Raw genomic sequence first — 14,499 nt, forward strand, 5'->3', positions numbered from 1 at the left:
CTGAGAAGGTAAAGAGCCCAGGCTATGGCCAGGTGAGAGCGCTTTTTCTGTAAAAGCTCGTTTGTATCCCCCAGTGCGAGGGGGATCTCCCTGAAACAGGGAAAATCTGGGGTTGCAGCCCCTCGCTGCATGTCAAGATTTGACGTGCGCAACGTTTTATAAAACGTCGCGTACCGCAATGTGCTTGTGCGTCGTTCCCTCGGCCACACGCATCCCGATGCAGCTGGCCCATGACGGCGGAACGCCAGCATGCATTCTTCCCTGCCTGCCGTCACCCCGATCACCAGAGGTCACCATGTCGCGACAAGCGCTCTTCGGAAAACCGAAACACCGGCTACGTCAACGAGGTCGCAAGATCTTGTCCGTCGCCCTCGCGCTCACGCTTCTCGCCGGTACCTTCGTGTCGGTGGGTCTGGTGACCTCCGGGCAGCAAACGCAGGCCGCGACGGCGCGGGTCCCCGGCAAGCTCATCGCGGACGGCACCCTGCCGAAGGCGTTCGCAGAAGGCCCCGGCCAAGCATTCGTCGCTCAGGGCGGTGGCGCCAACACGCTCCTTCACGAGGTGCAGGTGAAGTCGGGAACGGGTACCACAGCGGGAAACATGGTTTTCTCGGCCGGATCTGGCCCGTTCGCCCCCTACGGGCTCAACGCGCTCGCCTTCGATCAAGACAACATGCTGATGTATGCGATGCAGCTCGGCTCGAAGTTCATGTACCGCATCGGCGACGACGGCGAATATCAGAAGGTCAAGCTGCCTTTTCCCGCAGGTTTCGACCCATCCACCACGTCCTGGTTCACCGGGGCGTGGGGTGAGGGCGCCTACTTCATCCGCGATTCCGCCCGCAACTACTTCTACAAGATCACGGATCTGTTGTCGGCAAGTCCAACAATCACCACGGTTCCCATGACGGGAGGTGCTGTCCCCTCGGTGAGAGACCTCTCGTACAAGGGCGGTTACCTCTGGGGCTTCGACGCAACCGGAGGGGCGAAGATTTACCGCATCAACGCGGCTACCGGCGAGAGCAAATCGTTCATCGTCCCCAAGATCGGCAACACGCCCGTTGACTTCGGCGCCCAGTGGTTTCTGGGCAACGGCAACCTGGTGGTCTCCAAGAATGGAGATTCCACCAGTCCCTACTATCAGATCCACAATGACGGAACCCTCGAAAGCCCGGTGTTCTCCGTGCTTTCGACGACCACCGGACAGTCGAGCACCAACAACGACGGCGCTTCCTACCTTGGCGTGCCGATCGACCTGGGGGTCGTCAAGAGTGCAAGCACGCTCTATGCGGGCAACGGAACGCTGACGTATTCGATGACGGTGACCAACCACAACCCGACGTATGCGTCGAGCGGGCACCAGCTCATTGACACCCTGCCGGCGGCTCTGCTGAACCCCAAGCTGATCAACTCGCCCAACTGCCGGATCGTCGCATCGAACGTGACCTGTTCAGGCGGAATTCTCGAACCGGGGGCGAGCGTCACCTACACGGTCACTGGTTCCACCAAGAATGTCGTGGTAGCCGCTTGCATCACGAACACGGCTCGGGTGGTGGGAAATGAGGCGGACCCCAACCCGGGCAACGACGAGTCAACGGCCAACCCGTGCGCCAAGGATGCGCCTGAGGGGTTCACGGTAGAAAAGACCGCAGAAGTGACCCAGCAGCCCGGAACCACCGTGGATTCCACGGTGCCGGGTGGCGCGGTGAAGTACCGAATCACGGTCACGAACACGAACCTGACCGCCTACACCGCAATCAAGCCCGCCAGCTTCACCGATGACCTCGCCGCGGTGCTCGACGATGCCACATACCGTGCCGGCAGCGCCACTTCAGGCGCCGTCTACAACAACGCTGCGAAGACGCTGACGTGGTCCGGCCCCCTCGCCATCGACGAATCCGTCGTGATCGAGTATTGGGTTGATGTCAAGAGCACTGGCATCAGCGACTACATGCTGACGAACGTTGTGAAGCCAGGTGCGGAAGGCCGCTGCGTCAACGCCTGCATGACGGCCACGCCCGTGAGTAGCTATATCGTGTCGAAGACCGCCGACAAGGCTGTCGTCGCCGCCGGAGACACGGTTCGTTACACGGTGGAGGCAACGAACATCGGCCAAGTTGCCTACACGGATGCATCGTTCCTCGATGATCTGTCCGACGTGACGACGAACGCCACCTACAACAACGATGCCGCGTTCGTTCCCGAGGGCAGCCAGACCGACGCCGATGCCGGAACGCTGGGTTACGCCCCTTCGGAGCTGAGTTGGAGTGGCGCGTTGGCTGTCGGTGAGACGAAGTCCTTCAGCTACACCGTGACTGCAAAGGATGACGCAAACGGCACGCTGATCAACGTCGTGGCCCCGACCACCGTCACCGGAAGCTGTCTCACGGCTGCCAGTTGCCGGGTAGAGATTCCGATCAGTGGCTACACGGTTGTGAAATCCGTTGACAAAGACAAGGCGGCACCGGGGGACACCGTGACCTATACGGTCACTGTCGCCAACACCGGCGCTGCGGACCTCGCCGGCCTCAGCTTCGATGACGATCTGACTGGTGTGCTCGACAACGCGACGTTCGATGGTGCGTCAACCAGCAGTATTGGTGCGGCGACGTACGACGCGACCGCGAAGAAGTTGACCTGGACGGGTGGCCTTCTGATCGGTCAGTCGGCAACGGTCACCTATTCGGTGGTGGTCAAGCCGGAGATCACCGGAACCTACACGCTGACGAACGTGGTGTGTTGGACCGAAACCGAGCGAGTCTGCGATTCAACGGAGACCCTGCTTCCGGGCCGCACGCTGGTGAAGTCGGTCGACAAGGCTCAGGCGGCGCCGGGCGATACTGTGACGTATGCGGTGACCGTGACGAACACGGGTCAGACGGATCTGTTGGCGTCGAGCTTCACCGATGACCTGACCGGTGTGCTCGGCAACGCGACGTTCGATGGCGCCTCGGTGAGCACGATTGGCGCAGCGACGTACAACGCGACGACGAAGAAGTTGACCTGGACGGGTGACCTTCTGGTCGGTCAGTCGGCAACCGTCACCTACTCGGTGGTGGTCAAGCCGACGATCACTGGCACGTTCACCCTGATCAACGTGGTCTGCTGGACGGATTCCCCGCTGATCTGTGATTCGGAGCTGACGAAGCTTCCGGGCCGCACGCTGGTGAAGTCGGTCGACAAAGCGACGGCGGCTGCCGGCGACACCGTCACGTACATGGTCGCGGTGACGAACACGGGTCAGACGGACCTGCTGGCGTCGAGCTTCAACGATGACCTGACCGGTGTGCTCGGCAACGCAACGTTCGACGGCGCCTCGGTGAGCACGATTGGCGCAGCGACATACAACGCGACCACGAAGAAGTTGACCTGGACGGGTGACCTTCTGGTCGGTCAGTCGGCAACCGTCACTTATTCGGTGGTGGTCAAGCCGACGATCACTGGCACGTTCACGCTGACCAACGTGGTGTGCTGGACGGATTCACCGCTGATCTGTGACTCGGAACTGACGAAGCTTCCCGGCCGCACGCTGGACAAGGCAGTCGACAAGACCACGGCTGCCTCCGGCGACACCGTGACGTACACGGTGACCGTGACGAACACGGGCCAGACCGACCTGCTGGCGTCGAGCTTCAACGATGACCTGACCGGTGTGCTCGGCAACGCGACGTTTGATGGCGTGTCAACCAGTACCCGTGGGGCGGCGAGCTACAACGCGACCACGAAGAAGCTGACTTGGACGGGCAACCTCCTGGTCGGGCAGTCCGCAACCGTCACCTATTCGGTCGTGGTCAAGCCGACGATCACTGGCACATTCACCCTGACCAACGTGGTCTGTTGGACCGATTCCCCGCTGATCTGTGACTCGGAGACGACCAAGCTTCCCGGCCGCACGCTGGTGAAATCGGTCGACAAAGCGATCGCTGTTGCCGGCGAAACTGTGACCTATACGGTGACCGTGACGAACACGGGCCAGACGGATCTGTTGGCGTCGAGCTTCACCGATGACCTGACCGGTGTGCTCGGCAACGCGACCTTCGACGGCGCCTCGGCGAGCACGATTGGCGCAGCGACATACAACGCGACCACGAAGAAGTTGACCTGGACGGGTGACCTTCTGGTCGGTCAGTCGGCAACCGTCACCTATTCGGTAGTGGTCAAGCCGACGATCACCGGCACATTCACGCTGACCAACGTGGTCTGCTGGACGGATTCACCCCTGATCTGTGACTCGGAACTGACCAAGCTTCCGGGCCGCACGCTCGTGAAGTCGGTCGACAAAGCGACCGCTGTTGCCGGCGAAACCGTGACCTATTCGGTGACAGTGACGAACACGGGCCAGACGGATCTGTTGGCGTCGAGCGTCACCGATGACCTGACCGGTGTGCTGGGCAACGCGACGTTCGATGGTGTGTCGTCAAGCACTCGCGGTGCGGCGACATACGACGCGACCACGAAGAAGTTGACCTGGTCGGGCGACCTTCTGGTCGGCCAGTCGGCAACGGTCATCTACTCGGTCGTGGTCAAGGCCATCATCACGGGATCGTTCACACTGACGAACGTGGTCTGCTGGACGGATTCCCCGCTGATCTGTGATTCGGAGCTGACGAAGCTTCCGGGCCGCACTCTGGACAAGGCGGTCAACAAGACCACGGCCGCCGCCGGCGACACAGTGATGTACACGGTGACCGTGACGAACACGGGTCAGACTGACCTGTTGGCGTCGAGCTTCACCGATGATCTGACCGGGGTGCTGGGCAACGCGACGTTCGATGGCGCGTCAAGCAGCACTCGCGGAGGGGCAAGCTACAACGCGACCACGAAGAAGCTGACCTGGTTGGGCGACCTTCATGTCGGCCAGTCGGCAATTGTCACCTATGTGGTGACGGTGAAAGCGAACATCGCGGGGACCTTCGCGCTGACCAACGTGGTCTGCTGGACGGATTCGCCACTGATCTGTGACACAGAACTGACCAAGCTCCCGGGCCGCACACTCCTGAAGTCGGTCGACAAGAGCACGGCTGTTGCCGGCGACACCGTGACCTATACGGTGACGGTTGCGAACACGGGTCAGACGGATCTGTTGGCGTCGAGCTTCAACGATGACCTGACCGGTGTGCTCGGCAATGCGACGTTCGATGGCGCCTCGGTGAGCACGATTGGCGCAGCGGCATACAACGCGACCACGAAGAAGTTGACCTGGACGGGCGACCTTCTGGTCGGCCAGTCAGCAACGGTCACCTATTCGGTGGTGGTCAAGGCGAACATCGCCGGCACGTTCACCCTGACCAACGTGGTCTGCTGGACCGATTCCCCCCTGATCTGCGACTCAGAACTGACCAAGCTTCCGGGCCGCACGCTGGTGAAGTCGGTCGACAAGGCAACGGCTGCTTCCGGCGACACCGTGACGTACACGGTGACCGTGACGAACACGGGCCAGACGGACCTGTTGGCGTCGAGCGTCACCGATGACCTGACCGGTGTGCTGGGCAACGCGACGTTCGATGGCGTGTCAACCAGTACCCGTGGTGCGGCAAGCTACGACGCGACCACGAAGAAGTTGACCTGGACGGGTGACCTTCTCGTCGGCCAGTCCGCAACGCTCACCTACTTGGTGAAGGTGAAGGCTGACATCGCGGGGACGTTCACTCTGACCAACGTGGTCTGCTGGACGGACTCACCGCTGATCTGTGACACGGAACTGACCAAGCTTCCCGGCCGCACGCTGGCGAAGACGGTCGACAAAGCACAGGCTGTTGCCGGCGACACCGTGACTTATACGGTGACCGTGACGAACACGGGTCAGACGGATCTGTTGGCGTCGAGTTTCACTGACGACCTGGCCGGTGTGCTCGGCAACGCGTCATTCGATGGCAAATCTGTGAGCACCCGCGGAGCGGCGAGCTACAACGCAACTTCGAAGAAGTTGACCTGGACGGGTAATCTTCTGGTCGGCCAGTCGGCAACGGTCACCTACTCGGTGCTGGTCAAGGCGAACATCGCCGGCACCTTCGCGCTGACCAACGTGGTCTGCTGGACGGATTCTCCCCTGATCTGTGATTCGGAGCTGACGAAGCTTCCGGGCCGCACGCTGGAGAAGGCTGTCGACAAGTCGACGGCTGCTGCCGGCGACGCGGTGACATACACGGTGACCGTGACGAACACGGGCCGGACCGATCTGTTGGCGTCGAGCTTCACCGATGACCTGACCGGTGTGCTCGGCAACGCGACGTTCGACGGCGCCTCGCTCAGCACGATTGGCGCGGCGACCTACGACGCGACCACGAAGAAGTTGACCTGGACGGGCGACCTTCTGGTCGGCCAGTCCGCAACGCTCACCTATTCGGTGGTGGTCAAGGCGAGTATCGCCGGCACGTTCATCCTGACGAACGTGGTCTGCTGGACGGATTCCCCCCTGATCTGCGACACGGAACTGACCAAGCTTCCCGGCCGCACGCTGGACAAGGCTGTCGATAAGACGAAGGCAGCTTCAGGCGACACTGTGACGTACACACTGACAGTGACGAACACGGGTCAGACCGATCTGTTGGCCTCGAGCGTCACCGATGACCTGACCGGTGTGCTCGGCAACGCAACGTTCGCGGGCAAGTCCCTGAGCACTCGCGGAGCGGCAAGCTACAACGTCGCTTCGAAGAAGCTGACCTGGTTGGGCGACCTTCTGGTCGGTCAGTCGGCGACGGTCACCTATTCGGTGGTGGTCAAGCCGAAAATCACGGGGACCTTCACGCTGACCAACGTGGTCTGCTGGACCGATGCGCCGTTGGTCTGTGATTCAACCCTGACGCCGATTCCGGCCCGCACGCTGGACAAGACTGTTGACAAGTCGACGGCTGTTTCGGGCGACACGGTGACCTACACGGTGACCGTGACGAACACGGGTCAGACGGATCTGCTGGCGTCAAGCTTCATCGATGACCTGGCTGGTGTGCTCGGCAACGCGACCTTCGACGGTACCTCGGTGAGCACGATTGGTTCGGCGAGCTTCGAGGCAGCTTCGCAGAAGCTGACCTGGACGGGTGACCTTCTGATCGGTCAGTCGGCAACGGTCAGCTACTCGGTGGTAGTCAAGCCGGCGATCAGCGGAACGTTCACACTGAAGAACGTGGTCTGTTGGACGGACGCACCGCTGAGCTGCGACACGGAACTGACCAAGCTCCCGGGCCACACGATCGTGAAGTCCGCCGACAAGGAAACGGCTGCTCCGGGGGACACCGTGAACTACACGGTGACCGTGACCAACACGGGCCAGGTTGATCTGACCGAGTTGACATTCGCTGACGACATGACCGAAGTACTCGATGACGCAACCTTTGATGGTGTCGTCACGAGCACGAGTGGTGCCGCCAGCTTCGACTCGACGACCAAGACCCTCTCGTGGGCAGGAGACCTGGCGGTTGGCACTTCTGCGGTCGTCACGTATTCGGTAGTGGTGGATGACCCGATCCTGGGCAACCACATCCTGAAGAACGTGGTCTGCTGGACTGACACGACTCTGATCTGTCAGGACCACACGATCCGGATCCCCGCCTACACGGTGGTGAAGGCTGCCGACAAGACGGCTGCCGCCCCGGGTGACACCGTCACGTACTCCGTCACCGTGACGAACACGGGCGAGACTGACCTGACCGGGTTGACCTTCGCCGATGACATGTCCGGTGTGCTGGATGATGCGACGTTCGATGGTGTCGCAACGAGCACCATCGGAGAGGCCACGTACGAGGCGACGAGTAAGACGTTGTCCTGGCTGGGCGACCTGCCACTCGGTGCCTCTGCGGTCGTCACCTATTCGGTGGTGGTGGATAACCCGATCCTGGGCGACCACATCCTGAAGAACGTGGTCTGCTGGACCGACGCCGACCTGATCTGCGACGAAGTGCTGGTTCCGATTCCCGCATATCTGGTCACCAAGGTTGCCGACAAGTCGACTGCTGCACCGGGTGACACCGTGACCTACACCGTCACCGTGACCAACACGGGCGAGACCGACCTGACCGGGTTGACCTTCGCCGATGACATGTCTGGCGTGCTGGATGATGCGACGTTCGACGGAGTCATCGACGCCACGATCGGTGTGGCCGGCTTCGAGAAGAAGGCTCAGTCGCTGAACTGGACGGGTGACCTTCTGATCGGCGAGGCTTCAGTGGTGACGTACTCCGTCGTTGTGGACAAGCCGATCACGGGCGACCACATCCTGAAGAACGTGGTCTGCTGGACCGACACCGAGCTGGTCTGTGCCGACAACGAGGTGAAGCTTCCGGGCTATGTCGTCAAGAAGACGTCCGACAAGACGTCGGTCAAGCCCGGCGACACCGTGACCTACACGATCACTGTGACGAACACCGGACAGGCGGATCTCACCGACGCGGCATTCACCGATGACCTGAGCAATGTGCTGAAGAACGCGGACTACAACAACGATGCGACGGGTGGCGCGAGCTACGCCGACTCGATGCTGTCGTGGTCGGTTCCGCTGGCAGTCGGAGCGAAGCTCGAGGTGAAGTACAGCCTGACGGTCAAGGCCAAGGCCGCCGGAACGTTGAAGAACGTCGTGGTCACGCCGCCGCTCTCGAACTGCGGTGTCGGGAGCAAGGACGCCGACTGTCGAGTCGATGTGCCGATCACGCCGCCGCTGGCCGAAACGGGTGTGCAGCTTGGTGGGGCTCTGGCCCTGGCGCTGTTGACGCTCGCCAGCGGATGCGGGCTGGTCGCCATCCGTCGCCGCCGCACAACCGAAGCAAAGTAATTACCGAGACGCTGGGGTGAGGTGCGAATGCCTCACCCCAGCGGTGTGTACACACAAACTATGGTCGTGCTGTTTCAGCACATGAAGGTTCACAATGAAGATTTTCACTCTCTCGAACTCACTCACTCGCACGGTCGGCCGTGCGGTTGGCCGTGCGGCTGGAATGGGGGCGGCCATCGGCTTGCTCGCCGTCGCTGTGGTTGGTGTCGCAGCTTCTCCCGTTCAGGCCGCCGAAGCTCTGCCCGAACTGTCTGTTTCGCTCTCGAACTCGAGCGAGGAAGCGGCGCCAGAGAGCGACCTCAACTATGTGGCGGTGGTCGAGAACCTCGGCTCCGCGGCGGCCGAGCTGCGTGTGGTCGTCACGGTTCCGGACTTCGCTGAGATTGTGAGCGCGACTGATGCCACCGTTGAGGGGCACACGGCATCCTGGACAGTCACGGTGGAGCCGGGTGCGCCCGTGTCGGTGACGACATCCGTTCATATCGGAACGATTGCGGCCGATGTGCTCTGGGCCAATGCGACCGCCGGGGTCTTCTCTGGCGATTCGACTGACGCAGTGGTCGCGACGGCTGACGTGGACCCGGTCGCCGGAACTGAAGCAGTTCGTGCTGACGTGAAGAAAGCCGCGGAGAAAGCACTCGCTGAGCACCTCGCTTCTGAAGGAGGAAATTCACTGTTTGGCTCGGCCGGGTACCTCATTCCCGTGCTCATCGGTGGTTCCGTTGCCGTGGTGCTTCTCATCGTCGCTGCGCTGATCTTGAAGTCGAGAAGTCGACGTCGTGCGGCACCGGTGAACGACGAGTCCGATACCGCGGGTTCACGGCGAGCGGCACGTTCAGGTGTTGACCTTTCTGCGTGATCCGCTCACTCAGCAATAGAGAACGTAGCGTTCATTTAAACTGGTAATCTCGGTTCGCGCCTGGCGTGAATCCGTGTGCTCCACCCGGCTTGAGGAGACGACCGTGAAGCTTCGTTCAATGATGATCGGAACAGCCTGGCTGGCCGTCTCGGTGCTCTGTTGCTCGCTTCTCACCCCGCTGGGTGCGACAGCGGCCGTCGATTCAGATGGTGTGGCCCCGTCGGCTCTGTTGTCAGATGTGGGCGGCGACGCTGTGTCGGAAGCTATCTCGGCAGAGTCGGACGCCGGCCTGCACGACGAGATCGGGGAGGCTGACACCGAGGGCGAGACTGACACCGAGGGTGACGCTGAAGCCGAGGGCGACGACGCGGTCTCGAACCTCCGTAACGCTGACGATATGCTCGATCCGCTCACGCTCGAGCCACTTGAATTGCTCGATCCTGATGATGACGCCGCAACAGGCGAAACCGCGGGAGGCGATACTGTTGCCACCGCGCCGCAGCCGCAAGCGGCCGCCGGCTATGCCACCTCGGTCGGCACCGAGCACATGATCGACGTCGCCATCGTCACCCCCACCGGCAAAGTCGCTCCGACGCTCACCGACGCCGAGGTGTCCGCACTGATCGCCAAGGCCTCCACCTACTGGTCGGCACAGTCGGGCGGCCAGATCAGCTCTATCCGTCAGGGAACCGCCACCCTGCGCTACACCACCCCGTATGCGTGCTCGGAGCCCGGTTATCTCATGCCGGATGCGGCCAGCCGGTTCGGCAACTCAGATACCGTCTACAACGAGCGCAACGGTCGCCACCTCCTCGTCATCGTTCCGAAGGGGTGCGGTTCCGAGGGGCAGGCCGGAGTCGGTCTCGGCGATCTCGTGGTATCGCCGGCGAACGGTGGCGTGATCTGGATGCAGAACCTCCCCTGGGGGCTCGACATCTTCGCCCATGAGTTCGGCCACAATCTCGGCTTGAGGCACGCGAACACCCACGAATGCCCGAACGCCGCTGATGGCACGCCCGTCTTCGAAGGAACGCCAGGTGCAGTCTCCGGCAACTTCACCCCCTCATTCTCCGACGGCTGCGTCGCAGAGGAGTACGGCGACCGCGTCGACGTCATGGGCAACATCTCGGTCATCAATGGCCAGGTCAACGCGGCTCCCTCGACGCTGTCGGTGACGAATGCGCTCAGCCTCGGCGTGATGCCGGTGGAGGCGGTCGAGCGGATCGCGCTCGAGGGTGCCTCGACCGTCACGCGTTCCGTCAGCCTGAAGTCGGTGAGCTCCACGGGTGCGGGCACGCGCGGCGTTGTCGTCACCGATCCGATCAGCGGCACTGAGTACGTGTTTGAGCACCGCGACGGTTCCGGCCAGGACGCGCAATCGCTGTTCGGAAAGGGAAAGCTCGCTGACTACGGGGTGGGCTTCGGCGTGCGCATGATGACGAACCGTCTGGGTGCCAGCTCGGAGGTATTCACCGCCCTGGACTCCTCGGTCTACTACGGACGGCGCCAATACTTCAGAGCCGGCGAAACGCTGGTCTCCCGAACCGGTGGTGTGCAGATGAGAATCACCTCGATTGCCGCCAGCACTGCGACCCTGGAGATTACGCTGCGGTCGACTCCGACCAACCCCGCCCCGGTCGGGTCTTCGGTTCCGACGATCGATGGCGAATTCACGCCGGGCGAAACGCTGTCGGTGCGCCCGGGCATCTGGTCGACCACCACTCTCGACTACCAGTGGCTGGCAAACGGCAGTCCGATTGCCGGCGCGACTGCCGCGACGCTCCTGCTCGGCCCCGACCAGAGCGGCGCGGCCATCACCGTGAGGATCACCGGTTCGAAGCCCGGCTTTGTGTCGGTATCGCGCACGTCCGAGCCGAGCATCAAGGTCGCCGGTGCGACACCGAAGATCGCCGGAACCGCAGCGCTCGGCTCCACTCTCGTCGCCGAGACGCCCGGCTGGGCCCCCGGCACTACCTTCGACTATCAGTGGTACGCCGGCGCCGCCGCCATCCCCGGCGCGACCGAGGCAGCGTTCGCCGTGACCCCGCTTCAGATCGGACGCCCGATCGCGGTGGAGGTCACCGGCACACAGGCGGGTTACGCCCTGGTCACGCGGATGTCCGGGGAGACCTCTGTCGTGCCCGCCGGCACCCTGCGTTATCAGTTCAGCCCCCAGCCCGGAGAGACGCTCAGCTGGCCTGACGCCAATCTGTACAGTGCGCCGGCCTGCTGCCGGCTCAGCTACCGCTGGCTCGCCGACGGTATTGCCATCTCAGGGGCGACACAGCCAACTTACACGGTCGCGAGCGTTCTTCCGGCCGGTGGCACCTTCAGCCTGGAGGTGGCCGTGCGGTCTGCCGGTGTGCCCGGCGGGGTGTCAGACCTGAAAGCATCCATCGGTGGTGTTGCTGTTGTCGGTTCGACGCTGAACGCGGTTTCTGAGGGCGTGGACCTCGGCGACCTGACGATTCAGTGGTTGGCCAATGGCGTGGCGCTCAAGGGGGCGACCCAAGCTGCCTTGATCGTGCCGGCCGGGGCGGCGGCCAAGAGGCTGACGGTGCAGCTGACCTGGGTCGCGGCATCGCTCAAGGTGACCTCAGCGGCGACGCTGCGGGTGTCGAAGGCGGTGACTCCCAGTGTGGCCGGCCCCATGGTGGTCGGGGCCGTCGTGACGGCGAAACCCGGAATCTGGACGACGGGCATGGTGCTGCGCTACCAATGGGCGGCGAACGGCAGCCCGATCGCCGGGGCCACTAAGGCCACCTACAAAGTGCCGGCCACGCTGCTCGGCCAGACGCTCACGGTGGCTGTCACGGGAAGCAAAGTCGGGTATGCGACGGTCGCGTTGACGTCGGCCGCGACCACGGCGATCCTTCTGCCGCTGGTGGCCAAGAAGCCAGTGATTGTCGGGGTGGTGAAGGTGAACCGACAGCTCACCGCAAAGGTGGCGGCATGGGGGCCGGCCGACGTGGCATTGACCTACCAGTGGTTTGCCGCCGGCAAGCGGGTCGACGGGGCCACCGAGGCAACATTCACGCCCACCGGCACTCGGCTCGGACAGCGGATCACGGTGGCCGTCACCGGTACAAAAGACGGCTACCGGTCGAGCACTCTCACCTCGGCGGCGACGGCGAGGGTCGCGCGCTAAGTCGGATGTCGTTGGTCACGCCTGCCGTGACCCGGCGGGCCGCCCTCTGCACGGGTTCGTTCGCCGTTGCGCGGGTCGGATGCCGCTGCGCGCGTTGGGGCCGACCGGCGCGTCGGCACTCGACCCGCGCCACGGCAACTCGACCGCAGGGCTCCCAGTCGGCGGGACAGGCTCGGTCAACGATGTGTGCCGAGGCGAAACCGGGCTCACCCGTAACGATTCGGCCGTCAGATCGCTGCCGCGCCCTTGCCGGGGCGTGGCGGCGCGCCTACATTGGCCCTCGAAACGCCTGCCCGCAGGCATCCGATTGTCTTCATCGCCTGTGTGCGGCGCTTTTGCTCTGCAGCCAGTAGCTGGTTGCACGTCGGCCCGACCGGTCGACTCGCTCAGGTTGAGGAGAAGGCAATGAGCTTTACGCGCCACCACCGTTTCATCGCTCCGACAGCGCTCATCGCCGTCGCAGCGATCGCACTCGTCGGCTGCTCGTCGGGCGGCACCACTTCGACGACGACACAAGCCTCGACGACCGATCTGTCAGGGGTGACCTTGAATGTGGCCGCCGACTGGTCGGGGTCAGAACAGACCAACTTCGAGAAGGTGCTCGCGCAATTCTCGAGCGACACCGGCGCGAAGGTCAACTACACGAGCTACGGAAGTGACGTCGCAACCACCTTGAACACCAAGATCGAGGGCGGCGATCCGCCGGACGTCGCTGTGATTCCGCAGCCGGGTCTTCTCGATTCCCTGGCCAAGGCAGGAAGCCTGATTCCCCTCGATTCGGCGACGCAGTCGATCGTCACCGCCGATTTCTCGCCCGATTGGATCAAGCTGGCCAGCTCTGGCGGCAAGGACTACGGCGTCTGGTTCAAGGGCGCCAACAAGTCGACGGTCTGGTACAACACGGATGTCTATGACGCGGCCGGCGCGACGGTGCCGAAGACCTGGGACGACTTCCTTACCCAACTGGGTCTGGTGTCGACATCCGGTGTCTACGGGCTTTCGATCGGAGCGGATGCCGGCTGGCCCTTGACCGACTGGTTTGAGAACGTCTACCTACGCACGGCGGGCGGCGAGATGTACGACAAGCTGGCCGCGCATGAGATTCCGTGGACAGACCCCTCGGTGACGAAGGCCCTCACGGTGCTCGCCAACCTCTGGTCGAGCACTGTTCTGGTTCAGCCGGGCACCGCGCAGCGCACCTTCGGTGACTCGGTCATCGCCGTGTTCGGCACGCCGCCGGCGGCCGGAACTGTTTACGAGGGCGACTTCGTGGCCGGAAACATCACGAGTGATACCAAGTCGGTGGTGGGAAAGAACGCGAAGTTCTACGATTTCCCGGCGATCGACAACTCCCCATCCTCCGTCGTCGGCGGCGGCAACGTCGCAGTGCAGCTGAAGGACAACAAGGGTGCTGCCGCACTGATGCAATACCTGGCCACACCTGAGGCGGCCACGATCTGGGTGAAGGAGGGCGGATTCACCTCCCCGAACAACAAGGTCGATCTCTCGGCCTACCCCGACGCGACAAGCAAGCAGATCGCCGAGGCGCTCGTGAACGCCAAGGTCTTCCGGTTCGACATGTCCGACCTGGCGCCGAGCGCATTCGGCGGCACGAAGGGGGCAGGTGAGTGGCAGATTCTGATCGACTTCTTCAACAACCCGTCGGACATCGCCGGCACTCAGCAGCAGCTGGAGACCGCGGCGGCAGCGGCCTGGGGAAACTAGACA

Annotated in this window: 4 protein-coding genes; all 4 read left to right on the top strand. The window is 63.0% G+C overall.

All coding sequences use genetic code 11. The features are described from left to right. The first annotated feature begins 358 nt into the window (after nucleotides 1-358). The 4 genes from ABD791_RS12510 (at nucleotide 359) to ABD791_RS12525 (ending at nucleotide 14,496) form a co-directional block, all read left to right on the top strand. On the top strand, nucleotides 359-8,764 hold the full coding sequence (locus tag ABD791_RS12510; protein WP_345067059.1) for a DUF7927 domain-containing protein: 8,406 nt from the start codon (nucleotides 359-361) through the stop codon (nucleotides 8,762-8,764). Between the two features lie 94 nt (nucleotides 8,765-8,858). Further along, a complete protein-coding gene (locus tag ABD791_RS12515) occupies nucleotides 8,859-9,623 on the top strand; it encodes a hypothetical protein (RefSeq protein ID WP_345067062.1) in 765 nt (254 codons plus the stop codon). A 103-nt stretch (nucleotides 9,624-9,726) separates the two neighbouring features. Beyond that, a complete protein-coding gene (locus tag ABD791_RS12520; protein WP_345067065.1) occupies nucleotides 9,727-12,771 on the top strand; it encodes a reprolysin-like metallopeptidase in 3,045 nt (1,014 codons plus the stop codon). Between the two features lie 405 nt (nucleotides 12,772-13,176). Beyond that, nucleotides 13,177-14,496, top strand: a complete 1,320-nt coding sequence (locus tag ABD791_RS12525; RefSeq protein WP_345067068.1) for an ABC transporter substrate-binding protein — start codon at nucleotides 13,177-13,179, stop codon at nucleotides 14,494-14,496. Nucleotides 14,497-14,499 lie beyond the last annotated feature (3 nt).

The organism is Glaciibacter kafniensis (assembly GCF_039538945.1).
GTDB classification, from domain to species: domain Bacteria; phylum Actinomycetota; class Actinomycetes; order Actinomycetales; family Microbacteriaceae; genus Cryobacterium; species Cryobacterium kafniensis.

Excerpts from the sequence above, each read along its gene's own strand:
- ABD791_RS12515 (WP_345067062.1), top strand. The coding sequence starts at position 8,859 with ATGAAGATTTTCACTCTCTCGAACTCACTCACTCGCACGGTCGGCCGT.
- ABD791_RS12525 (WP_345067068.1), top strand. The coding sequence starts at position 13,177 with ATGAGCTTTACGCGCCACCACCGTTTCATCGCTCCGACAGCGCTCATC.